Origin of the sequence: Streptomyces sp. DT190 (assembly GCF_049846985.1) — a bacterium.
In the GTDB taxonomy this organism is placed as follows: Bacteria; Actinomycetota; Actinomycetes; order Streptomycetales; family Streptomycetaceae; genus Streptomyces.
Genome location: NZ_JBNCNM010000003.1, coordinates 328,237 through 350,739, shown reverse-complemented (window position 1 = coordinate 350,739; position 22,503 = coordinate 328,237). Strand labels below are relative to the sequence as shown.

15 protein-coding genes and 1 pseudogene are annotated in these 22,503 nt (G+C 74.0%); 10 read left to right on the top strand and 6 right to left on the bottom strand.

The genetic code is table 11. The features are described from left to right. Positions 1 to 16 precede the first annotated feature (16 nt). Positions 17 to 658, top strand: coding sequence for a Tat pathway signal sequence domain protein (locus tag ACPXCS_RS08385; RefSeq protein WP_425944726.1), 642 nt, complete (start codon positions 17 to 19; stop codon positions 656 to 658). A gap of 18 nt (positions 659 to 676) precedes the next feature. Here ACPXCS_RS08385 and ACPXCS_RS08380 read toward each other — a convergent pair whose 3' ends face one another. Continuing rightward, positions 677 to 1,624: a lytic polysaccharide monooxygenase gene (locus ACPXCS_RS08380; RefSeq protein ID WP_425944725.1), complete on the bottom strand. Its 948-nt coding sequence runs from the start codon at positions 1,622 to 1,624 to the stop codon at positions 677 to 679. Positions 1,625 to 1,983: 359 nt separating this feature from the next. Between ACPXCS_RS08380 and ACPXCS_RS08375 the strand changes: the two genes are divergently transcribed. From ACPXCS_RS08375 to ACPXCS_RS08355, 5 genes are all read left to right on the top strand, one after another. Next, the gene (locus ACPXCS_RS08375) at positions 1,984 to 3,783 is read left to right on the top strand and encodes a S8 family peptidase (RefSeq protein ID WP_425944724.1); all 1,800 of its coding nucleotides are present in this window, start codon (positions 1,984 to 1,986) and stop codon (positions 3,781 to 3,783) included. Between the two features lie 279 nt (positions 3,784 to 4,062). Beyond that, positions 4,063 to 4,710 (top strand): ScbR family autoregulator-binding transcription factor, encoded by a 648-nt coding sequence (locus ACPXCS_RS08370; RefSeq protein ID WP_425944723.1) that lies wholly within the window; start codon positions 4,063 to 4,065, stop codon positions 4,708 to 4,710. Between the two features lie 147 nt (positions 4,711 to 4,857). Further along, entirely contained in the window at positions 4,858 to 6,039 is a 1,182-nt protein-coding gene (locus tag ACPXCS_RS08365; RefSeq protein ID WP_425944722.1) for a damage-control phosphatase ARMT1 family protein, read from the top strand. Positions 6,040 to 6,140: 101 nt separating this feature from the next. Beyond that, positions 6,141 to 8,306 carry a germacradienol/geosmin synthase Cyc2 gene (cyc2, locus tag ACPXCS_RS08360; RefSeq protein ID WP_425944721.1) on the top strand — a complete coding sequence of 722 codons (2,166 nt, stop codon included), beginning with the start codon at positions 6,141 to 6,143 and terminating at the stop codon, positions 8,304 to 8,306. A 262-nt stretch (positions 8,307 to 8,568) separates the two neighbouring features. Next, complete coding sequence (locus tag ACPXCS_RS08355; RefSeq protein ID WP_425944720.1) at positions 8,569 to 9,126, top strand: PDZ domain-containing protein; 558 nt, start codon at positions 8,569 to 8,571, stop codon at positions 9,124 to 9,126. 27 nt (positions 9,127 to 9,153) lie between these two features. Here ACPXCS_RS08355 and ACPXCS_RS08350 read toward each other — a convergent pair. Next, positions 9,154 to 9,636, bottom strand: a pseudogene (locus tag ACPXCS_RS08350) (phosphodiesterase); the annotation flags it as partial. 126 nt (positions 9,637 to 9,762) lie between these two features. On the opposite strand from ACPXCS_RS08350, the gene ACPXCS_RS08345 reads away from it, so the two are divergent. Then, entirely contained in the window at positions 9,763 to 10,890 is a 1,128-nt protein-coding gene (locus ACPXCS_RS08345) for a M24 family metallopeptidase (RefSeq protein WP_425944719.1), read from the top strand. A gap of 47 nt (positions 10,891 to 10,937) precedes the next feature. Beyond that, positions 10,938 to 11,909 (top strand): aminoglycoside phosphotransferase family protein, encoded by a 972-nt coding sequence (locus ACPXCS_RS08340; protein WP_425944966.1) that lies wholly within the window; start codon positions 10,938 to 10,940, stop codon positions 11,907 to 11,909. Between the two features lie 15 nt (positions 11,910 to 11,924). Here the strand turns inward: ACPXCS_RS08340 and treZ are convergent, their stop codons facing one another. Beyond that, complete coding sequence (gene treZ / locus ACPXCS_RS08335) at positions 11,925 to 13,670, bottom strand: malto-oligosyltrehalose trehalohydrolase (RefSeq protein WP_425944718.1); 1,746 nt, start codon at positions 13,668 to 13,670, stop codon at positions 11,925 to 11,927. 173 nt (positions 13,671 to 13,843) lie between these two features. On the opposite strand from treZ, the gene ACPXCS_RS08330 reads away from it, so the two are divergent. Beyond that, entirely contained in the window at positions 13,844 to 14,395 is a 552-nt protein-coding gene (locus ACPXCS_RS08330; RefSeq protein ID WP_425944717.1) for an FHA domain-containing protein, read from the top strand. Positions 14,396 to 14,598: 203 nt separating this feature from the next. After that, positions 14,599 to 15,930: a M14 family zinc carboxypeptidase gene (locus ACPXCS_RS08325; protein ID WP_425944716.1), complete on the top strand. Its 1,332-nt coding sequence runs from the start codon at positions 14,599 to 14,601 to the stop codon at positions 15,928 to 15,930. 10 nt (positions 15,931 to 15,940) lie between these two features. Here the strand turns inward: ACPXCS_RS08325 and ACPXCS_RS08320 are convergent, their stop codons facing one another. The 3 genes from ACPXCS_RS08320 to glgX form a co-directional block, all read right to left on the bottom strand. Further along, positions 15,941 to 17,191, bottom strand: a complete 1,251-nt coding sequence (locus ACPXCS_RS08320; RefSeq protein ID WP_425944715.1) for a M14 family zinc carboxypeptidase — start codon at positions 17,189 to 17,191, stop codon at positions 15,941 to 15,943. Positions 17,192 to 17,777: 586 nt separating this feature from the next. Next, on the bottom strand, positions 17,778 to 20,147 hold the full coding sequence (gene treY / locus ACPXCS_RS08315) for a malto-oligosyltrehalose synthase (protein WP_425944714.1): 2,370 nt from the start codon (positions 20,145 to 20,147) through the stop codon (positions 17,778 to 17,780). A 125-nt stretch (positions 20,148 to 20,272) separates the two neighbouring features. Further along, on the bottom strand, positions 20,273 to 22,405 hold the full coding sequence (gene glgX / locus ACPXCS_RS08310) for a glycogen debranching protein GlgX (protein ID WP_425944713.1): 2,133 nt from the start codon (positions 22,403 to 22,405) through the stop codon (positions 20,273 to 20,275). Positions 22,406 to 22,503 lie beyond the last annotated feature (98 nt).

Genomic DNA, 22,503 nt, shown 5'->3' with positions numbered 1-22,503 from the left:
AAAGAGGTACACCCGCATGCGTACGCGCACCCTTGTCACCCTCACCGCCGCCGTGGCCGCCCTGGGCCTCGCCGCCCCCGCCTCGGCGGCCGACACCCCGGTCCTCACCACCGCCGACGGCGCGGCCGTCGCCGTCGGCGACGTGCTCGACGCGTCCCTCGCGAGCGGCACGGCCGCCACCTTCTACTCCAGCGCGACCGGCACCAGCGGCATCTCCTGCACCAAGTCCGCGTTCGCCGCCACCGTCACCGACAACCCGGCCGCCCCCGGCGTAGCGACCGAGTCCCTCACCGCGCACACCTTCGACGCCGCCAGCTGCACCACCAACGTCGTCGGCGTGCTCGGCGTCAGCGGCATCACCGTCGACAACCTGCCCTACTCGACCAGCGTGTCCTCCGGCGGCACCGTCTCCGTGACCCCGGCCGCCGGCTCCACCGTCCAGTCCACGGTCAAGCTGCGCACCCTGCTCGGCACGATCACCTGCGTCTACCAGGCCCCCGGCCTGACCGGCACGGCGAGCAACGCCGACCACAGCATCTCCTTCAGCAACCAGCAGTTCACCAAGGTGTCCGGCTCGTCGCTGTGCTTCGCCAACGCGTTCTTCACCGCCAAGTACGCCCCGGTGACGAAGGGCGGTGTCGCGGTCAACGTCAACTGACGGCACACGGCCCGCGGTTCAGCGCCGCCGCAGCCGTAGGGCCAGGGCGGCGCCGCCGGTGAGCGCCAGCACCGCCGCGGCGCCGCCCGCCAGCACGGGCGTGTTCGGGCCGGCCGCGCGCTCCGCCCGCTGCGTCGCGGCGGCGGGCTCCTGCCGCGCCGGCACCTCCGGGCCTGCCGGCGCGGCCCGGCCGCCCGGCGCGGCCTCCGTCTCCGGCTCCTTCTCCGGTGCCCTTTCCGGCGCCTTGTCCTGCGGTGTCTCCGCCTGCGCCGGCTCCTTCTCCCGCTCCTGGTCCCTCAACTGCTCCTCCCGCGGCTCCCGCGCCTTCTCCGGGAACACCACGTCGGAGCAGGAGTAATAGGTGTCCGGCGTGCTGGTGTTCCGCCACACCGTGTACAGCACGTGCCGCCCGGCGCGATCGGACGGCAGGGTCACCTTCATGCGGTACGCGCCGTCCGTCAGCGCCGGGTCCGTCACCCGCGCGAACGGCTCGGCCGGCAGGTCCGACCAGGACAGCGGCCCGGCCGGGTCGTAGCCGGGCTTCGTCAGGTACATCCGGAACGTGCCGGTGTGCGGGATCGTCGACGCGTAGCGCACGGTCAGCGTCGCGCCGGGCGCCACCCGGGTCGACGGCCAGTCCGCGCGGGCGAGGTCGAGGCCCCGGTAGCCGGGCAGGCCCCCGCTGCACAACTCGCCGTCCGGTACGACCTGCCGGTCCCGGCCGTCCACGTTCGCCAGCCGCAGGTCGTCCCAGGCCGCCAGGGGCCCGCCGTTCGCCGCCGCGGCGGCCCGGCACGCCGCCGAGTCCGCCCGCGCGCCGCCCTCGGGGGAGCAGGCCACGGCCCGGCTCACGGGATCCACCGGCGCCCCGTGCGCCGCGGCCGGGCCCGCCGCCCACAACGGCAGCAGCAGCGGGGTCACCAGGGCGGCCGCGAGCGCGGTGCGGCGGGCAGTCGTAGGGGGCATGGGTGTGCGTCTCCTCGGCCGGGGCGGCGACGTTCGGTGTGCAGTACGGGAAAACGGCCCGACGCGTTCACCTCGTCACCAGCCGTGGGAAAAGGGGCACATGGGCGCACGAGGGCCCGCCATAGAGGGTGGGACCCTGCGCGGATCGAGGGTTTCCCCCGTATCCCGGCGACCTGCCGTTTGCCTATCGTTCCTGCACAGCCGACCCACAGGTAACCCCGAACGGGTCCGCTTCCGTCTCGCGCCTGGCCGGCCACCGCGTCGCTCCCCGCTTTTCGAACGACCCCCCTCCGCTTCGACGACGAAGCGACTCCACCGCCGCTCCGCCCAGCCCGGAGTCCGGCCACGAAAGGCAGACCGTGCGTACCTCCCCAACGCTCAGACGCAAGCTGATATCCGTCGCCGCCGTTTCCGCCGCCCTGCTGACCGCAGCCCCCGCCTCGGTCGCCGTCGCCCAGGAGTCCGCCCCCACCCCGGCGGCCGTCCCGGCCGCGCAGACCGAGGCCGCCCCGGGCACCCCCGCCGAGCGCCTCATCGTCGGCTACAAGTCCGGCGCCAGCGAGGCCGAGTCCAACAAGGCCGCCGCCGCCGACGCCGCGGCCAAGGCCGAGAAGACCGGCGAGGACGTCGACTTCCAGCGCCGCCTCGGCACCGGTGCCGCCCTCGTCGAGCTGGGCACCGACCCCACCCGGGCGTCCGTCGCCGACGTCGTCGCCGCGTACCAGGCCGACCCGCAGGTCGCCTACGTCGTCCCGGACCGCCTGAACAAGCCGACGGCCGTCACCCCCAACGACACCGAGTACGGCAAGCAGTGGGACCTGTTCGAGTCCACCGCGGGCATGAACGTCCCGGCCGCCTGGGACACCACCACGGGCACCGGCGTGACCGTCGCCGTCATCGACACCGGCTACGTCGCCCACTCCGACCTGGCCGCGAACATCGTCGGCGGCTACGACTTCATCTCCGACACCGCCGTCTCCGTCGACGGCAACGGCCGTGACAGCAACCCGGCCGACCCGGGCGACTGGTACAACGCGGGCGAGTGCGGCGCGGGCATCCCGGCCTCCACCTCCTCCTGGCACGGCACCCACGTGGCGGGCACCATCGCCGCCGCCACCAACAACGGCAAGGGCGTCGCCGGCGTCGCCTGGGGCGCGAAGATCTCCCCGGTCCGCGTCCTCGGCAAGTGCGGCGGCTACGACTCGGACATCATCGACGCCATCACCTGGGCGTCCGGCGGCACCGTCTCCGGCGTGCCCGCCAACACCAACGTCGCCAAGGTCATCAACATGAGCCTCGGCGGGGGCGGCGCCTGCTCCACCGCCACCCAGAGTGCCATCAACGGCGCCGTGAGCCGGGGCACCTCGGTCGTCGTCGCGGCCGGCAACGAGAACACCAACGCCTCCAGCTCGTCCCCGGCGAACTGCGGCAACGTCATCACCGTCGCCGCCACCAACCGCGCCGGCAGCCGCGCCTCGTACTCCAACTACGGCACGGTGGTCGACATCTCCGCCCCCGGCGGCGAGACCCGCACCACCACCGCCAACGGCATCCTCTCCACGCTGAACTCCGGCACGAAGACGCCGTCGACCGAGAACTACGCCTACTACCAGGGCACCAGCATGGCCACCCCGCACGTCGCGGGCCTCGCCGCCCTGATGAAGTCGGCCAACTCCGCCCTCACCCCGGCGCAGATCGAGTCGGCCATCAAGGCCAACGCCCGCCCGCTGCCCGGCACCTGCTCCGGCGGCTGCGGCGCCGGCCTCGCGGACGCCGCCAAGACGGTGCAGGCCGTCAAGGGCGGTACGTCCACCGGCACCACCTTCGCCAGCACCACGGCCGTCGCCATCCCGGACAACGGCGCGGCGATCGAGTCCCCGATCACCGTCAGCGGCCGCAGCGGCAACGCCCCCTCGGCCCTCCAGGTCGGTGTCGACATCACCCACACCTACCGCGGCGACCTCGTCATCGACCTGGTCGCGCCGGACGGCTCGACGTACCGCCTGAAGTCGGCCGCGTCGGACTCCGCGGACAACGTGAACACCACCTACACCGTGAACGCCTCCGGCGAGGTCGCCAACGGCACCTGGAAGCTGCGCGTCCAGGACACCGCGGCGCAGGACACGGGCACGCTGAACAGCTGGAAGCTGACCTTCTGAACCCTCCTCGGGAACGCTGAACGGGGCAGGCCGCGAACGGGCGGGCCGGCCGGTGCGGATGGGCACCGGTCGGCCCGCCTTCACGTGTGCTCCCACATCCTCCACAGATAGATACCGAACCTGCTGTTTTCTTTGGCTGGTTGCACGGGTTTTGCCGGAAGTGTCCCCGCACTCCGGCACACTGGTGTGAGGAGCGCCGTCTCAGGGTGAGTTATCGTGTACGGGGGGTAAAAACAAACGGCATGACCCGTTCATTTCCGTCCCGGGAGAGTTCAGTCGATGGCGAGGCAGTTGCGAGCCGAGCAGACCCGCTCGACGATCATCACGGCCGCCGCTGACCTGTTCGACCGTCGCGGCTACGAATCGACCAGTCTCAGCGACATCGTCGAGCACGCCCAGGTCACCAAAGGCGCCCTGTACTTCCACTTCGCGGCGAAGGAGGACCTCGCCCACGCGATCCTGGAACTCCAGTCGCACACCGCCCGGCGGCTGTCGGCGGAGACCGACCAGCGCGGGTACACCTCCCTTGAGGCGCTGATGCGCCTCACGTTCGGCATCACCCGCATGTCCGTCGAGGACCCGGTCCTGCGGGCCGGCCTCCGGCTCGCCACCGGCGAGATCCGCCCCCGGCCACCGCTGAGCCACCCGTTCACGGAGTGGCTGGACATCGTCACGGCCCGGCTGGTCGGCGCCGTCAAGGAGGCCGACGTCCATCCCGACGTCGACATCGACGTCGTGGCCCACTCCCTGGTCTGCTTCTTCGTCGGCACCCGGGTCGTGGGCCGCTCCCGCGAGCCCGTCGCACGCCAGCCCCGCCGGACCGCGGAGATGTGGAACATACTCATCCGCGGCCTGGTCCCGGTGACCCGCCGCGCCCGCTACCTGAGCCTGGCGGCCCGCCTGGAGCGGGAGATCGTGCCGGTCTGACCCCGCTGAGGGAGGCGACGCTGCCTCGGCGGCGCCCGGCGGTTCGGCCGCCGGGCGGTGGGTGGCCGGTGCAGGGGGGCCGATGCGCGGCGGCGGGCGCAGGGCGGGTGGCCCGGCGTGCGAGGCCCGCGCGTTACGGTGAGGCCCATGCCCGCCACCCCCACCGCACCCGTGCTCCTCGGCAACCAGCCGGGTTCGTTCCCCCACAGCGTGCTCGCCGAGCGGCACCCCGCCATCATCCAGCAGGTCCGCGAGGCCTTCCCGTACGAACCGGCGCAGCACCGCGCGCTCGACGAGCTGCTGGCCAACTGCACCGAGGGCGCGATCGAACCCCTCCCCGCCGACGCGCACGACCGGGAGAACTGGGACGACTGGGGCCTGCGCGCGTACACCGGCCGCTCCTGGTTCGACGTGCCGTGGCTGTGGTCCGAGAGCTGGTTCTACCGCCTGCTGCTCCAGGCCGTCGGCTACTTCGGGCCCGGCCCCTGGCAGGGCCTGGACCCCTTCCGCCCCTTCAAGCGGGCCGAACTCGACTCCCCCGAGACCGACGAGGAACTGGCCGCCCTCGACGACCTCGCCGGCCGGCCCGCCGGCGAACAGGCACGGGCGCTGCTGCACGGCTCCCTCTGGGGCAACCGCGCCGACCTCGGCTTCCGCCTCTCCGCCGAAGGCGCCCGGGCCGCTGAGGCCGTGCCCGGCCTGGTGGCCGACGACAGCGACCGGCTGTGGTCCCTGCTCGGCGCCCCGGGCGAGGGCACCGGCACGCTGTGCCTGGTCGCCGACAACGCCGGCCGCGAACTCGTCCCCGACCTGCTGCTGATCGCCCATCTCCTGGCCGAGGGGCGGATCGGACGGGCCGTCCTGCACGTCAAGCCCTACCCGTACTACGTCTCCGACGCCACCACCGCCGACGTCGTCGACGCGCTGCGCCGGCTGACCGGCGCCGGAGGAGCGGCCGCCGCGTACGGACGGCGGCTGTGGTCGGCCCTGGCCGAGGGCCGTCTCGCTCTGCGGGCCCACTCCTTCTCCAGCGCCCCGCTGCCGTACGAGGAGATGCCGGCCGACCTGCGCGCCGAGTTCGCCGCCGCGACGCTCACGATCGTCAAGGGCGACCTCAACTACCGCCGCCTGGTGGGCGACCGGCTCTGGGACCCGACCACCCCGTTCACGGAGGTCACCGGGTACTTCCCCGGTCCGGTCGCCGCGCTGCGCACCCTGAAGTCCGACGTGATCACCGGCCTTGGCGCGGACACCGAGGCCGCCCTGAACGCGGCGGAGGGCCGGCGCTGGCGTACCGGCGGCACCCACGCGCTGATCCAGGTCGCATAGGAGCGGGACCGACTCCCGGATTCAAGGCCCCGATTCACGCGATGGTGTGATCATGTCCGGCCGCGCGGATGCCGCCGCGAGGCCCCGGGTAGGGCCCGGCCATGACGCAGCCGTTCGAACTCCCGCACTTCTACATGCCGCACCCGGCGCGGCTGAACCCCCATGTCGACGAAGCCCGGGCGCACTCGGCCGAGTGGGCGCGCGAGATGGGCATGCTGGAGGGGTCCGGTGTCTGGGACCGGGCCGACCTCGACGCGCACGACTACGGCCTCCTCTGTGCCTACACCCACCCCGACTGCGACGGCCCGGCGCTGTCCCTCATCACCGACTGGTACGTGTGGGTCTTCTTCTTCGACGACCACTTCCTGGAGATGTACAAGCGCAGCCAGGACCGCGCCGCCGGCAAGGCCCACCTGGACCGGCTGCCGCTGTTCATGCCGCTGGACCTCGCGACCCCCGTGCCGGAGCCGCGGAACCCGGTCGAGGCCGGCCTCGCCGACCTGTGGGCGCGCACGGTGCCCGCGATGTCCGAGGACTGGCGCCGCCGTTTCGCCGTGGCCACCGAGCACCTGCTGAACGAGTCCATGTGGGAGCTGTCCAACATCAACGAGGGGCGGATCGCCAACCCCGTCGAGTACATCGAGATGCGCCGCAAGGTCGGCGGCGCCCCCTGGTCGGCGGGGCTCGTGGAGTACGCGACCGCCGAAGTGCCCGCCTCCGTCGCCGGGTCCAGGCCGCTCAGGGTGCTGATGGAGACGTTCTCCGACGCCGTGCACCTGCGCAACGACCTGTTCTCGTACCAGCGGGAGGTCGAGGAGGAGGGCGAGAACAGCAACGGCGTGCTCGTGCTGGAGACGTTCTTCGGCTGCACCACCCAGGAGGCCGCCGACACCGTCAACGACGTCCTCACCTCCCGCCTCCACCAGTTCGAGCACACCGCGTTCACCGAAGTGCCCGCGCTGGCCCTGGAGAAGGGCCTGACGCCGGACGAGCTCGCGGCCGTCGCGGCGTACACCAAGGGCCTGCAGGACTGGCAGTCGGGCGGCCACGAGTGGCATCTGCGCTCCAGCCGCTACATGAACGAGAACGCCGCGCGCGGGGGCAGCCCCTGGCCCGGGTGCAGCGGCTTCGGCACCTCCGCCGCCGACGTCCGCGGACTGCTCGCCTCGGCCGGCGCCGAGCGTCTTCGCTCCCACACGCACGTGCCGTACCAGAAGGTCGGGCCGTCGCGGATCCCCGACATCCGGATGCCGTTCCCGCTGGAGCTCAGCCCGCACCTCGACGCCTCCCGCCGGAACCTGACCGACTGGGTGACCCGGATGGGCATCCTCGCCGAGGGCGTCTGGGACGCCGACAAGCTCAGGGCCTACGACCTGCCGCTCTGCGCGGCCGGCCTCGACCCGGACGCCACCCCCGAGGCCCTCGACCTCAGCTCGCAGTGGCTGGCCTGGGGCACCTACGGCGACGACTACTACCCGCTGGTCTACGGCCACCGCCGCGACCTGGCCGCGGCCCGGCTGACCACGGCCCGCCTGTCCGACTGCATGCCGGTCGACGGTTCGGCGCCGCCGGTCCCGGCCAACGCCATGGAACGCGGCCTGGTCGACCTCTGGCTGCGCACCACCGCGGACATGACGCCCGAGGCGCGGCGCACGCTCAAGGCCGCGATCGACGTCATGACCGAGAGCTGGGTGTGGGAGCTGTCCAACCAGCTCCACAACCGCGTCCCCGACCCGGTCGACTACCTGGAGATGCGCCGGGCCACCTTCGGCTCCGACCTCACCCTCAGCCTGTGCCGGCTGGGACACGGCCCGGCCGTCCCGCCCGAGGTCTACCGCAGCGGCCCCGTCCGGTCGCTGGAGAACGCCGCGATGGACTTCGCGTGCCTGCTCAACGACGTCTTCTCGTACCAGAAGGAGATCGAGTTCGAGGGCGAGATCCACAACGCGATCCTCGTCGTGCAGAACTTCTTCGGCTGCGACTACCCGACCGGCCTCGGCATCGTGCACGACCTGATGAGCCAGCGCATGCGGCAGTTCGAGCACGTCGTCGCCCACGAACTGCCCATCCTCTACGACGACTTCCAGCTCTCGAAGGAGGCCCGCGCCGCCATGGCGACCTACGTGGCGGACCTGCGGAACTGGATGTCGGGCATCCTGAACTGGCACCGCGAGGTGGACCGCTACAAGGACGAGTGGCTCTCCCGCCGGGCTCACGGCTTCCTGCCCGACCGGCCGCCGGCCGTGCCCGTGCCCGCCTTCGGCTGAGCACCGTGGCTTCCAGCCCACGGGGGATCCACCTGGCCCGGCGCGCACAGCCGGCTCATGTGCCACTGCCCTCTGCTGGAGCACGAGGACCTGGGCATGAGGCGGCGCTTCGTCGTGATGCCCACGCCGGTGCCGAAGTTCCACCACGGCGGCCAAGTCTCACTCGTTCGTGGCTCGTCGGGCGCGGGTGGGCCGGGTAGAGCACCTGCCGAGATCGTTCCGGTGTCCGCCGGAGGCGATCGGCACCACCCGGAGGCGAGCCATGGAACAGACCGCGCTGCGACCCAAACCGATGCCGGGCCAGGAGCCCGAGGCGTCGGCGGCGACGGGGTCCGGCCCGCCCCGGCGCCGCCCGCACGCCGCCCGGCGGCGCGGGCGGCGGCTGGTCAACGTGCTGCTCGCAGCGTTCGCCGGCGCGGTCCTGGTGCTGTCCGGCATCGGCCTGGGGGCGATGGGCGCCACGGTGGTGGGCAAGGGCGGGATGTTCGACCCGCGTGGGCGGCAGACACCCCCGCCCACCCGTCCCTCGCCGTCCGCCACCGTGTCCGCGCCCGCCGCCGTGACCCTCGGTGTGCAGGTCATGGACGCGCGCAGACCCGGGGCCGTGATCGTCGGGCTGCACGTCCCCGGGCCGGCGCAGCAGGCGGGCCTGGTGCGCGGCGACGTCCTGCTGAACTTCGGCGCGACCAGGATCGACACGGCCGCCGACCTGGTGCGGGCCGTCGCCCGGGCCCGTCCCGGTCGGAAGATCGAACTGACGGTGCGGCACCGCAGCGGCGGCTACGAGCAGGTGGCGGTCGTACCGGCCCTCGTCACGTGACCACGTGCCACCGGTGACGTGCCGTCGTCACGGGGCGACCCGGTGGTGGCTCGTCAAGCCGCCCCGCGTCGTCCGGGACGTGGAGGGCCGGCCCGGGCGGCGCGTCACGGTCGGCGACCTGTTCCCCCTCGCAGGGCAGCCGCAGCGTCCACGTCACCCCGGACCCGGCCGTCGGCGGCCGTCCCGCGAACGACGTCGCCGCGGGGCGTGGGCTGGCCCGTGATCAACCCCGCGGCCTCGGGCCGGCGCTCCGGCAGCCCGGCCGGCCTGCCGGGGTCCCGCAGCCGGCAGGAGCCGGGCAGCGGGCGGTGCGTCGCCACCGGCGGACGGGGGCAGGCGGCCCGCCGGTGCCCGGACGGCCGGGCAGCGCCGTGCGGTGGGGCACGCGGCTGTCGTGGTTGCCCGGGCAGGTCGGCACCGGGAACGGGGCACCGCCGTCACGCAGCCCCAGCAGCCGGCGGCCTCCTCGTACTCCGGTTCCGCGCCGTGGTCCGCGATGCCGCCGGTCACGCTCCGTCGCCCGCGCGCTGCCGTCCGGCACGGTGGCCGGGTGAAAGCCCGCAGACGGCTCGCGCCGCCCCCTCCGGCCGGGCAGGATGCTGCCCGTAGCCTTTTCGTCCGTCCAGGGAGGCCCGGATGACCGGAAGCACGGCCGCCTCGTTCACCGCCGATGTCTACCGGGCCCGCATGGAGCGCGCCGCGCGGACCGCCGCCGAGGCCGGGCTCGCGGGCCTGCTCGTCGCCCCCGGGCCGGACCTGGTGTGGCTCACCGGGTACACGCCCCCCGCGGTCACCGAGCGGCTCACCCTGCTGGTCCTGGCCGCCGGGCAGGACCCCGTCCTCGTCGTGCCCGCGCTGGAGGCCCCGGACGCGCTCAAGGCCCCCGGCGCGCCCGCCCTGACCCTGCGCGACTGGACCGACGGCAAGGATCCCTACGCCGCCACCGCCGCGCTCCTGGACCCGGCGGGCCGGTTCGGCATCAGCGACAACGCCTGGGCGCTGCACCTGCTCGCCCTCCAGCGGGCCCTGCCGGGCAGCTCCCACACCTCGCTCACCGACGCCCTGCCGATGCTGCGCGCCGTCAAGGACGCGGCCGAGCTGGAGCGCATGACGGCCGCCGGGGCCGCCGCCGACGCCGCGTTCGAGGAGATCCGCGACGTCCCCTTCGCCGGCCGCCGGGAGTCCGAGGTGGCCGCCGACCTGAACCGGCTGCTGCGCCGGCACGGCCACGAGCAGGTCGACTTCACCATCGTCGCCTCCGGCCCCAACGGCGCCAACCCCCACCACGAGGCCGGCGACCGGGTCATCGCGCGCGGTGACATGGTCGTCCTCGACTTCGGCGGACTGCGGGACGGTTACGGCTCCGACACCTCCCGCACCGTCCACGTCGGCCCGCCCACCGACGAGGAGCGCCGGGTGCACGACGTGGTGCGCGCGGCCCAGGAGGCCGGTGTCCGCGCGGTGCGGCCGGGAGCCGCCTGCCAGGACGTCGACCGGGCCGCCCGCGCCGTCATCGCCGACGCCGGGTACGGCGCGTACTTCATCCACCGCACCGGCCACGGCATCGGCGTCACCACCCACGAGCCGCCGTACATGATCGAGGGCGAGGAGCGGCCGCTCGTGCCCGGCATGTGCTTCTCCGTGGAGCCCGGCATCTACCTGCCCGGCCGGTTCGGCGTGCGCATCGAGGACATCGTCACCGTCACCGAGGACGGCGGGCGACGCCTGAACCGCACCACCCGCGAGCTGGTCATAGTGGAGTGAGGCCACCGATGTCCCCCGCAGGCCTGACGAACGGCAACGGCGCGACCATGACCCAGGCACCCACCCCCACCGCGGACACCGTCCGCCGACTGGTCCTGACCCTGCTGAAGGACGGCAGGGAAGGCGGGACCGGCACCCAGGACACCCAAGGCGGGGGCACCGCGCGGAACGGCGGCCCCGACATCCGGCCCGCCACCGAGGGCGCCGAACCCACCACCTGGTGGGTCGGCCCCCGTCATGTGCTGCGCCTCGCCGCCGACCCCGAGGCCACCGTGCGCCGCCGCCGCGAACTGCGCCTGCGCGACCTCGTGCGCCCGCACGTGCCGGTGGCGGTCCCGGCCAGCGTGGCGCACGGCGAGTGGGCGCCCGGCCTGGCCTACACGCTGGACACCAGGGTGCCGGGCGGGTCGGGCGAGCGGCACGACGTGTCCGCCGTCGGGGAGGCCGACCTCGCCGGACTGCTCACGGGCCTGCGCGAGGTGCCGGTCCGGCAGGCCGAGACCCTCGGCGTGCCGCGCGCCGCACCCCGCTCCCTGGAGACGCTGCGCCGGGCCGCCGTACGCGCCGCCCAACGCCTGGACCAGGCCGACGAGTTCGACGCCGCGCGCGTGCACCAGCTCACCCCGCCCGCCGCGGCCCAGCTGGCCGCCCAGCCCGGTTCGGCGGTCCTCACCCACCACTCCCTGACGGCGGGGCACCTCGTGGTCGGCGCGGACGGGCGGGTGCGCGGCGTCCTCGGCTGGTCCGGCGCGGTCCTCGGCGACCCGGCCGAGGACATCGCGGGCCTCGCGCTCGCCGTCGGCGCACCCGCCGCCGTACGCGCCGCCACCCTCGCCGGCTACGGCGCCCGGCCCTGCCTGCGCGGCCTGTGGCTCGCCCGCTGCGACGCCGTGACCGGCCTCGCCGAGGCCCTCACCACCAAGGACGCCGCCCTGCTGCGCACCCGCCTGCGCCACGCGTGGGAGCCGATCCTGCTGGAACGGGTGACGGACCTCGCCACCACGGACGACGCCCCGTGACCCGCCCCGGGCGACTCACTCCTGCAGCAGCACCACGCCGGACTCACCGGGCAGCAGCACCACGCCGTCCGCCCCGGGCGTGCTGACCGGCTCCCACGCGGCCAGCACACGCGCGTGGGGCACCCCGAGCGACAGCGAGGCCGGCTCCGGGGCCAGGTTCACCGCCACCAGGACGTCCCCGCGCCGGAAGGCGATCCAGCGCCGCTCCTCGTCGTAGGCCACCTTCGTGTCGGCGAGGTCCGGATCGGTCAGGTCGGGCTGTTCCCGGCGCAGGGCGAGGAGCCGGCGGTACCAGGCCAGCACGCGCGCGTGCGGCTCGCGTTCCGGCTCGGACCAGTCCAGGCAGGAGCGGTCCCGGGTCGCCGAATCCTGCGGGTCGGGCACGTCCTCCTCCTTCCAGCCGTGCGCGGCGAACTCCCGCCGCCTGCCCCGGCGTACGGCCTCGGCCAGCTCCGGGTCGGTGTGGTCGGTGAAGAACTGCCAGGGCGTGCCCGCCGCCCACTCCTCGCCCATGAAGAGCATCGGCGTGAACGGCGCCGTGAGCACCAGCGTGGCCGCGCAGGCCAGCAGCCCGGGGGAGGCGAGGGCCGAAAGCCGGTCCCCCTGGGCGCGGTTGCCGACCTGGTCGTGGGTCTGGCTGTAGCCCAGCAGCCGGTGCCCGGCCACCCGGCTGCGGTCCAGCGGCCGCCCGTGGTGGCGTTCGCGGAAGCTGGAGTACGACCCGTCGTGGAAGTACCCGCCGGTGAGGGTCTTGGCGAGGCCGCCCAGGGGAGCGCGCGCGAAGTCGGCGTAGTAGCCCTGGGCCTCGCCGGTCAGCACGGTGTGCAGGGCGTGGTGGAAGTCGTCGTTCCACTGCGCGTGCAGCCCGAGGCCCCCCTCGCTGCGGGCGGTGATGAGCCGCGGGTCGTTCAGATCGGACTCGGCGACCAGGAACAGCGGCCGCTCCACCTCGGCGGCCAGGGCGTCCACGGCCGTCGACAGCTCCTCCAGGAAGTGCAGCGCGCGCGTGTCCACCAGGGCGTGCACCGCGTCCAGCCGCAGCCCGTCCAGCCGGTAGTCCCGCAGCCAGGCCAGCGCGCTGCCGATCAGGAACGCGCGCACCTCGTCCGAGCCGGGCGCGTCCAGGTTGACCGCGGCGCCCCACGGCGTGTGGTGCGTGTCCGTGAGGTACGGGCCGAAGACCGGCAGGTAGTTGCCGGACGGGCCGAAGTGATTGTGCACCACGTCGAGGACGACGCCCAGCCCGAGTTCGTGGGCCCGGTCGACGAAGCGTTTCAGCGCCTCGGGCCCGCCGTACGGCTCGTGCACCGCCCACAGGGAGACGCCCTCGTAGCCCCAGCCGTGCGTGCCCGGGAAGGGGCACAGCGGCATCAGCTCCACGTGCGTCACGCCCAGTTCGGCGAGATGGCCGAGCCGGCCGGCGGCCGCGTCCAGGGTGCCCTCGGGCGTGTACGTCCCCACGTGCAGCTCGTACAGCACCGCTCCGGGCAGCGGGCGCCCCTGCCAGGGCACGCGCCACGCGTACCGCTCGTGGTCGACGACCGCGCTCAGCCCGTCCGGGCCGTCCGGCTGCCGCCGCGAGCGCGGATCCGGCAGCACCCTGCCGTCGTCCAGCGCGAAGCCGTACCGGGACCCGTCGTGCGCGTCCGCCTCACCCCACCACCACCCCGGCCGGTCCCGATCGCGCTCCAACGCGCGTGCGACGCCGTCGCACTCGAGCGTCACTCGGCCGGCCTGCGGTGCCCACACCTCGAACTGCACGGACGGTTCCCCTTCGTCTGCTCACCGTGATGTAGCCCGTCCATGGTGCGTCAAACGAGATCAATCCGCTGGTGCATCCACCCTTTTGCGGCGGGTCTCACCGGGTACGCGCGCGTGGCGGGCGTTTTCCCGTTTCCTGGACAGCCCGGCCACGCTGCCCGACAATCACGAGCGTGACGTCGTCCTTCGAGTTCAACACGTACCCCGCGCGGCTCTCCGACGCGGAGCGCGACAGGGCGCTGCAGGTGCTGCGTGACGGCGTCGCCATGGGCCGCCTGTCCCACGACACGTTCATCCGCCGCATGGAACTGGCGCTCGCCGCACGCCGCCCGGACGAGCTCGCGGTGCTCACCGCCGACCTGCCCACGGAGAGCCGGTTCGCCCGTCTGCTGTTCGGCTCCGTCGAGGCGGTCTCCGGGTTCACCGTACGGCTGCGCCGGGCCTGGCAGGCCGAGCGGCTGCCCAAGCTGCTGCTGCCCCACCCGGCGCACGGCCATCCGCTGCGCATAGGCCGTGATCCCGCCAGCGGGCTGCGCCTCAACCACGAGACGGTCTCGCGCGTGCACGCCGAACTGCGCCACCAGGGCGGCATGTGGGTCCTGCGCGACCTCGGCTCCACCAACGGCACGACGGTCAACGGACGGCGGGTCGTGGGCGCTGCCGTGGTCCGCGAGGGCGACCAGGTGGGCTTCGGGCACATGCTGTTCCGGCTGTCCGCCACCTGACCGAAAACCGCACCCCACCCCAGCTCTGGCCTTGGGTTGACCGGCCGTCGATCCTTCCGGAATGGCTGAAACCCCTTTATCGCCCGCGGTGTTGACGTACCTCTGAAGTCGTGACTGACTGTGCGTACGCCATGTACTCCTGGTGAACCGACGGCTCCGCATCGGGGAGGTGTGCCCTGCCGCCCCTCCCGCGCTACCCGACCGTGGACGAACTGGGCGCCCGGGCCGCCGCACTCGTCGCCCGCCATCCCCGTGACGCCCGGCTGCGCCGGGTCGGCACGTCCCGCGCGGGCACCCCCCTGTGGCTGCTCTGCGTCGGCCACGGCGACCGCCAGGCCCTCGTCGTCGCCGGACCCCACGCCAACGAGCCCGTGGGCGGGGCCACCGTGCTGCGCCTGGCCGAGCGGGCCCTGGCCGACCCGCGGCTCACCGCGGGCGCCGACGCCACCTGGAACCTGCTGCTCAGCCTCGACCCGGACGGCCTGCGCCGCAACGAGGGCTGGCTGACCGGCCCGTACACCCTCGGCCAGTACTTCCGGAACTTCTTCCGGCCCGGCTTCCTGGAACAGCCCGAATGGCTGCCCGACGGCGCGGCGGCCGCCGTCCTTCCCGAGACCCGCGCCCTCCTCGACGTCCAGGACGAGCTGCGGCCCTTCCTCCAGTGCTCCCTGCACGGCGTCGACGTCGGCGGCGGCTTCGTCGAGCTCACCCACGACCTGCCCGGCCTCGACCGGCGCCAGGCCCACATCGCCGCCCGCCTCGGCATCCCCCGCGAACTCGGCGCCTACGACGCGCTGTACTGGCCCCGCCTCGGGCCCGCCGTCTACCGCATCCCACCGCCGCGCCGGGCCGATCTGGCCGCCGCCATCACGGAGGCCGCCGTCGAGTCGACGTGGTTCCACCCGCACCGGCACGGCACGGTCACCGCGGTCGTCGAGGCGCCCATGTGGGGCGTGGCGGCCGTGTCGGACGGGGCGCCGCCCGGGAACCGGGACGCGGTCCTGCGCGCCGTGAGCCACACGCTGCGCCAGGACACGCACGTGCTGCGGCAGCTGCTGGCGCGGATCCGGCCGCATCTCGCGGGCGCCCGCGACGCGGCGCGCCTGCTCGCCCCGGTGGACGACTACTTACTGGTCTGCCCCGGCCTCGCCGATGCCTGGGATCCCGACACCGGCAGCGGCGCGGCCCACCCCCTGCCGTCCCTCAGCAGCGCCCACCTGGCCGCCCTGCGCATCTCCGGGCGACGGCTGGCGCTGCGCACCGCCGGGCTGCTCCACCAGCTCGTGCGGGCCGCCGGCCGCGATCCGGCCGGGGCGCTGGAGGAGCTGGACCGGCTGATCGACCGGTGGTGCGACGACTACCGCGACGGCTGCGGGGCCCGCTGGATCCCGGTCGCCCGCCAGGCGGAGTACCAGGCCCGGGTGGTGCTCTCGGCGTTTGAACTGGCCGGGCGGCCCACGCGCGCCGGCTCCGGCGCGGAGCAGACCGGTGTGACGGTCCCGGGCGGCGGCGACGCGGCCGGGACGGCGCCCTGACCGGGCCGGTCTAGTCGCTTCCCTCACGCGCGTGCAGGGCCGCGGCGACCACCGTCCTGGACTGGTGCTCGACCTGGTGCTCCAAGGGCACCCAACGGGCGCGGAAACGTTCCGCGAAAGCGTCGCTCCAGGTCGCCACGAGGTTCTCCAGCTGTTGCGCGGCCCGCTCGTCGGTGCCGCGCAGCACCCGCCGGAGCATGGCCGCCGCCCGCAGCGGCACGCGCCGCGCGAACGCGTCCACACTGCCGACGTACGCCATCGTCCGGTCGGCGGGCGGGGTGTGCACCAGGTCGGCGGCCAGCCCCGGTACCAGTTCCAGACCCCACCGCGCGGCCCGCAGCAACGGCCCGTCCAGATCGGCCAGCCGCGGCAGCGCGCCCTCCAGGACGCGCGTCACCTCCAGCGCGTCGCGCTGCAGCCGGCGCGCGAGCCGCCCGATCGCCGCCGCCGGGGCCGGATGGGGGGCCGGGTCGTCCACCAGGTCGCTCGCCCACATCGGCACCTCAACCACGGCGGTGAGGCCGCCGTAGCGGTGGGCGTGGAACCAGGTGCTGTGTCGCGCGTCGTCCGGCAGGCTCGGGTAGGCCGGGCCGATCCCCGGAGCGGGCATGACGTGCACGCCCGGCCCGGAGGCGGGCCAGCCGGCGGCGTCCGAGGCGCCGGTCTCCACCGGTATGTGCAGTTCCGCCGCGGACTTGGCGAACGGCTCGGCGAGCCCGGGCACGTCCCTGGTCAGCTGCACCCAGCTGCCGCCCAGGTCCGTGCCGTGCAGGGTCACCTGCAGGTAGGGACGCAGCTCGTCGATGACGCCGGTCAGCGCGCGGGTCTCGGGCGGCAGCCGGTCGGGCGGCAGCACGGACGGCGCCCACTCCGGCTGCTCCGGGCCCGCGGGCCGGAAGAAGCCGAGGTGGTAGTCGTACAGACTGCGCGGCGCCGGTGTCACGTGCAGACTCGCCCCGTCCGGGTCGGCGCACAGCAGGAAGTGCCAGGAGATGCCGTCGCGCAGGTCCCGCTGCTCCAGCACCCGCCGGGCGAGCGCGAGGAGCGTGCAGGAGCCGGTCGGCTCGTTGGCGTGGGCGCCGGCCACCACCAGCACGGCGCGGCGGGCCCGGCCCACGGACAGCAGGTGCAGCGGTCTGCCGGCCCGCGAGGCACCCACCTGCCGCAGCGTGCACACGCCGGGGCGCTCGGCGCTCAACGCCCGGGCCGCGTGGACCTGTTCGGTCACCGTCGGGTAGCGCAGCTCCGGCAGGACACTCACCCCCGTCACATCCGCCCGAGTTCGCCATCGCAGTACCCCACGGCCATGGTGCGGTGTCAAGGGCACAGCGGGGGAGGCTCCCGGGGGCGCCCGGAAGCACTCGCCCGCCCCGGGCCGGCTGGTCCTCGTCCGGGATGCCGGACGACCCGCCCCGGCCTCCCGTCAGAGACCCAGCCGGGTCCCTGTGGCGCGCGCGTGGGGTGCGGTCCGTACCCGGCCTGCGGGCACGGGGTGCGGGCCCGGCGTCCGTCCCGCGGGTGGCGGGGGGAGTGACCGGGGCCCTGTGGCGTGCCCACGGGGTGCGGGCCTGGTATCCGTCCGGCGGGCGGGGAGCGATCGGGTCCGCGTGGCGCGCGCGTGGGGTGCGGTCCGTTCCCGGCCTGCGGGCACGGGGTGCGGGCCCGGCGTCCGTGCCGCGGGTGGCGGGGGAGCGGCCGGGTCCGCGTGGCGCGCGCGTGGGGTGCGGTCCGTTCCCGGCCTGCGCGCACCGGGTGCGGCCCGGTGCGCGGCCCGTGCCCTGTGGAGGCGTGCCGGTGGCCGGAGGTGTACGGGTGACCGGCGCCGGGGGGTCGGTGGTGGGCGAGCCCTAGTCGCCGACCCGTTCCAGCAGGGCCACCGGCACGTCCGTGAACAGCTCCGCCACGCGCGCGTGCCCCGTGAACTCCCGGCCCGGATCCAGGGTGTCCGCCCAGCGCCCCGGCGGCAGCGGCAGCCGGGTGTCCCGCCAGCCGCCCGCCTCGGCGAGCCGCAGCGACAGCCGGGTCACGGCCGTCACCACCTCGCCCGAGCGGGCGAAGGCCAGGCAGTGCCCGGCCGCAGGTCCTTCCGCCGGCAGCGCCATGTAGGTGGCCGTGTCGCCGAACGCCTCGGGCCGCCGCGCCCGCAGCGCCAGCGCCGCCCGCGTCACCGCGGTCTTCTCGCCGGACGTGCCGGACGCGTCCGCGGGCGGGAAGTCCACCGCCCGCCGGTTGTCGGGGTCGACCAGGGCCCGGTACTCGGCCTCCGTGCCCTGGTAGACGTCCGGGACGCCCGGCATCGTCAGCTGCACCAGGGCCGTGCCCAGCACGTTGGCCCGGATGTGCGGGGCGAGCGACTCCCGGAACGCGGCGACCCGCTCTCCCGGGGCCCCGCAGGGCCCGGCCGCCACGAACCGCGCCACCGCCTCCTCGTACGGCGGCTCCTGCTCGGTCCAGCTGGTGAACAGGCCCGCCTCGCGCACGTGCTTCAGCAGCGCGCCCTGCACCCGCTCCGGCGCCCCGGCCGCCGGGCCCAGCCCGAACACCGTCTGCCAGGCCGCCCAGGCCAGCTGCGCGTCCGGCACGCCCTCGCCGGAACGGGTCACCTCGGCGAGGACGTCCGCCCAGCGGTCCGGGCACTCGGTCAGCACCTCCAGCGCCGCCCGGACGTCCGCACTGCGCTTGGTGTCGTGCGTCGAGGCCACCGTCCCGGTCGCCGGCCAGTCGCGCTGCAGGCGCGCGCAGTACCCGTGGAACTCCTCCGGCGACAGCGCCGGCGCTCCCGGGTTCCCGCCCACCTCGGTCGCCGACAGCAGCGGCACGTACCGGTAGAACGCCGTGTCCTCCACGGACTTCGCCCGCAGCGCCGAGGAGGTCTGCGCGAACCGCGTACGGAACTCCACCTGCGCGGGCCCGTCGCCGTACCGCCCCAGCACCAGGTCGCGTACGACGTCGACCGCGCCGGCCTCCTCCGGCACCGCGAAGGCGAGCCTGGCCTCGGCCGCCGCCTCCTCGGTGACCACCGTCGCCGCGTCGACGGACTCGTAGGGCCGGTACACCTCCATGCGGACCAGCAGCTCCTGCAGCGCCGTGCGCAGCGCCCAGGGCGCGCGGTCGCGCAGCGCCGGCTCCGGCGAGGTCGCGCACAGCCGGGTCGCCACCCGGGTCAGCCGTTCCGTCTCGGTGGCCAGCTCGTGCGTGAGCACCTTGTAGGCCGCGCGCCGCACCGTCGCGTCCCACTGCCCGCCCCGGTCCGTCTGCGGGGCCGCGAAGCGCCGGTAGCGGCCGAGCAGCTCCCCGAACCCGGCCGGGTCGGTGAAGACCCCGTCCACGTGCCGCAGGGCGTCGTAGCCGGTCGTGCCCGCCACGGGCCAGGACGCCGGCAGGTGCTCGCCGTCGGCCAGGATCTTCTCCACGACCGTCCAGCGCCCGCCGGTCGCCTCGTGCAGCCGGCGCAGGTAGCCGTCGGGGTCGGCGAGCCCGTCCGGGTGGTCGATGCGCAGCCCGTCGATCACGCCCTCGTGCAGCAGCTGGAGGATCTTGTCGTGGGTGGCCTCGAAGACCTCCGGGTCCTCCACCCGCACCCCGATGAGCTCCGAGATGCTGAAGAACCGCCGGTAGTTGAGCTCGGTCCGGGCCAGCCGCCACCACACGGGCCGGTACCACTGCGCGTCCAGCAGGTGCGGCAGCGCCAGGTCCTCGGTGCCCTCGCGCAGCGGGAGGACGTGGTCGTAGTAGCGCAGCACGTCCCCGTCGACGCGCAGCTCGTCGAGCACCTCGCCCAGCGGCCCGCCCAGCACCGGCAGCAGCACCTGGCCGTCCTGGGCCTCCCAGTCGATGTCGAACCAGCGCGCGTAGGGCGACTTCGGGCCCTCGCGCAGCACCTCCCACAGGGCCCGGTTGTGGCGCGGGGACATGGCCATGTGGTTCGGGACGATGTCCACCACCAGGCCGAGGCCGTGCTCGCCGGCCGTGCGGGCCAGCGCCCGCAGCCCGTCCTCGCCGCCCAGCTCCTCACGCACGCGCGCGTGGTCGACGACGTCGTAGCCGTGCGTCGAGCCGGGCACCGCCTCCAGGACGGGGGACAGGTGCAGGTGCGAGACCCCGAGCGAGGCCAGGTACGGCACGGCGGCCGCGGCTGCTCCGAACGGGAAGTCGGGCTGCAGCTGCAGCCGGTACGTGGCCGTGGGCACCACCGGGTCAGGTCGCTCAGGTGTCATGCAGACGTACGTACCCGCCCGGCGGCGGTTCGTGCCCCCGGGGCCCTCCGGGTGCGCCGCGCGTCGCCCGGACGAGTGGCTCTGTCCGGGCGACGCGGCGCCGCCGTGACGCCGTAGCGGTGCGGCTACACGGGCCGCTGGAGCACGGTCATGCTCCGGTCGGCGAGGGTCAGCCGGTCACCGGCCTCCACCTTCGGGCCGGTGTCCGCCGGCACGCCCTCCGGGAGCGCCGTGTCGACCACGACCTCCCACTGCCGCCCGTGGTTGACCGGGACGACGAACTCCAGCGGCTTGGGGGAGGCGTTGAACATCAGCAGGAACGAGTCGTCCGTGATGCGCTCGCCGCGCGCGCCCGGCTCCGAGATGGCGTTGCCGTTGAGGAACACGGTCAGCGCCGACGCCTGCGCCGAGTCCCAGTCCCGCTGGGTCATCTCCCGGCCGTCCGGGGTGAACCAGGCGATGTCGGACAGGTCGTCGTGGGTGCCCTCCACGGGCCGCCCGTGGAAGAAGCGCCGGCGGCGGAAGACCGGGTGGTCGCGGCGCAGCCACACCATCGCGCGCGTGAAGCCCAGCAGCTCCCTGCTCAGGCCCCCCTCGCCGTCCTCCGTCTCCTCGGGCCACTCCACCCAGGCCAGCTCGTTGTCCTGGCAGTAGGCGTTGTTGTTGCCGCGCTGGGTGCGGGCGAACTCGTCACCGTGACTGATCATGGGCACGCCCTGGGACAGCATCAGCGTCGCGATGAAGTTGCGCATCTGCCGGGCCCGCAGCGCCAGCACGTCCGGGTCGTCCGTGTCGCCCTCGGCGCCGCAGTTCCAGGACCGGTTGTGGCTCTCGCCGTCCCGGTTGTCCTCGCCGTTGGCCTCGTTGTGCTTGTCGTTGTAGGCCACCAGGTCGTGCAGGGTGAAGCCGTCGTGGCAGGTCACGAAGTTGATCGAGGCCAGCGGGCGGCGCCCGTCGTCCTGGTACAGGTCGGAGGACCCGGTCAGCCGCGAGGCGAACTCCGCCAGGGTGCGCTGCTCGCCCCGCCACAGGTCCCGGACGGTGTCCCGGTACTTGCCGTTCCACTCCGTCCACAGCGGCGGGAAGTTCCCCACCTGGTAGCCGCCCTCGCCCACGTCCCACGGCTCGGCGATCAGCTTCACCTGGGAGACCACCGGGTCCTGCTGGACCAGGTCGAAGAACGACGACAGCCGGTCCACCTCGTGGAACTGCCGGGCCAGCGTCGCGGCCAGGTCGAAGCGGAACCCGTCCACGTGCATGTCCGTGACCCAGTACCGCAGCGAGTCCATGATCAGCTGGAGCACGTGCGGGGACCGCATGAGCAGGGAGTTCCCGGTCCCTGTCGTGTCCATGTAGTAGCGGGGGTCGTCCGTCAGCCGGTAGTAGCGCGGATTGTCCAGACCCTTGAAGGACAGGGTCGGGCCCAGGTGGTTGCCCTCGGCGGTGTGGTTGTAGACCACGTCGAGGATCACCTCGATCCCGGCCTCGTGCAGCGCCTTCACCGCCGACTTGAACTCCAGCACCTGCTGGCCCCGGTCGCCCCACGACGCGTAGGCGTTGTGCGGGGCGAAGAAGCCGATCGTGTTGTAGCCCCAGTAGTTGTTCAGGCCCATGTCGACCAGCCGGTGGTCGTTCACGAACTGGTGTACGGGCATCAGCTCCAGGGCGGTGACCCCGAGCTCGGTGAGGTGCTCGATGATCGCCGGGTGCGCCAGGGCCGCGTAGGTGCCGCGCAGCTCCTCCGGGAGCCCCGGGTGGCGCATGGTGAGGCCCTTGACATGGGCCTCGTACAGCACGGTGTGGTGGTACTCGGTGCGCGGACGGCGGTCGTCGCCCCAGTCGAAGTAGGGGTTGACGACGACCGAGGTCATCATGTGCGGCGCCGAGTCGAGATCGTTGCGCCGATCGGGATCGTCGAAGTGGTAGCCGTAGACCTCCTCGCCCCAGCGGATCGAACCGCTGATCGCACGCGCGTACGGGTCGAGCAGCAGTTTCGCGGAGTTGCACCGCAGTCCGTGCTCGGGTGCGTACGGACCGTGCACCCGGAACCCGTACCGCTGCCCGGGCATGATGCCCGGCACGTACGCGTGCCGCACGAAGGCGTCGCTCTCGCGGAGCTCGATCGCCGTCTCCGAGCCGTCGTCGTGCAGCAGACACAGCTCTACTCGGTCCGCGGCCTCCGTGAAGACCGCGAAATTGGTACCGGCGCCGTCGTAAGTGGCACCGAGTGGATACGCCTCGCCAGGCCAGACCTGCATGGATACGACTCTTTCAGGTGTGCGGCGCCGGTGGGGACGCCTTGGCCACCGAGTCTCCCCGAAAGTGGGGGAACCTCCTCTGACTTATCTCCTGCTCA

What these genes read in the sequence shown, in the direction of transcription:
- treY (WP_425944714.1), bottom strand. Translation starts at nt 20,147, where the DNA reads ATGACACCTGAGCGACCTGACCCGGTGGTGCCCACGGCCACGTACCGG.
- ACPXCS_RS08365 (WP_425944722.1), top strand. Translation starts at nt 4,858, where the DNA reads ATGCCCGCCACCCCCACCGCACCCGTGCTCCTCGGCAACCAGCCGGGT.
- ACPXCS_RS08370 (WP_425944723.1), top strand. Translation starts at nt 4,063, where the DNA reads ATGGCGAGGCAGTTGCGAGCCGAGCAGACCCGCTCGACGATCATCACG.
- ACPXCS_RS08355 (WP_425944720.1), top strand. Translation starts at nt 8,569, where the DNA reads ATGGAACAGACCGCGCTGCGACCCAAACCGATGCCGGGCCAGGAGCCC.
- ACPXCS_RS08340 (WP_425944966.1), top strand. Translation starts at nt 10,938, where the DNA reads ATGACCCAGGCACCCACCCCCACCGCGGACACCGTCCGCCGACTGGTC.
- ACPXCS_RS08345 (WP_425944719.1), top strand. Translation starts at nt 9,763, where the DNA reads ATGACCGGAAGCACGGCCGCCTCGTTCACCGCCGATGTCTACCGGGCC.
- glgX (WP_425944713.1), bottom strand. Translation starts at nt 22,405, where the DNA reads ATGCAGGTCTGGCCTGGCGAGGCGTATCCACTCGGTGCCACTTACGAC.
- ACPXCS_RS08380 (WP_425944725.1), bottom strand. Translation starts at nt 1,624, where the DNA reads ATGCCCCCTACGACTGCCCGCCGCACCGCGCTCGCGGCCGCCCTGGTG.
- ACPXCS_RS08385 (WP_425944726.1), top strand. Translation starts at nt 17, where the DNA reads ATGCGTACGCGCACCCTTGTCACCCTCACCGCCGCCGTGGCCGCCCTG.
- cyc2 (WP_425944721.1), top strand. Translation starts at nt 6,141, where the DNA reads ATGACGCAGCCGTTCGAACTCCCGCACTTCTACATGCCGCACCCGGCG.